This window comes from Holdemanella sp. DFI.5.55 (assembly GCF_020593575.1).
GTDB lineage: Bacteria > Bacillota_I > Bacilli_A > Erysipelotrichales > Erysipelotrichaceae > Holdemanella > Holdemanella hominis.
In genome coordinates, this window is record NZ_JAJDMK010000215.1 from 1 (window position 1) to 373 (window position 373).

The following is a 373-nucleotide window of genomic DNA, read 5'->3' on the forward strand; positions in this document are numbered from 1 at the left end:
AAATCACCATTAATTCGTCAAAACTATTTTCTAATTTCTTCACCACCTTAGGGAACACGGTCTGCCAATCTTTAACCAATTGGTCACGCCGTTCAACCGCTTGGTCGTACGTTGGAGCATTAAATAAATCTTTGAGTCGGTTAGCAACTTCTTTACGATCCTTGAGTGCCAGAATACTTGTACAGTCATTACTAAAATGAAATTGACATCTCTGCCAAAGGCTACCCTGAAATTGCGTAGTGATTGCATCCTTTAAGCCACAATGAGCGTCTGAAACAAACATATCAACGTTGGTAAGACCCCGCTGTTTAAGTTCACTAAAGAGGTCCATCCATGCAGCTTTTGATTCACTATCACCGATATCAAAACCGAG

General features: G+C 40.8%; 1 protein-coding gene. It reads right to left on the minus strand.

Features of this window, described 5'->3' with window-relative positions:
• Positions 1–373, minus strand: a 373-nt coding sequence (locus LJE08_RS13870; protein WP_227403562.1) for a transposase, incomplete at both ends; no start/stop codon positions are given.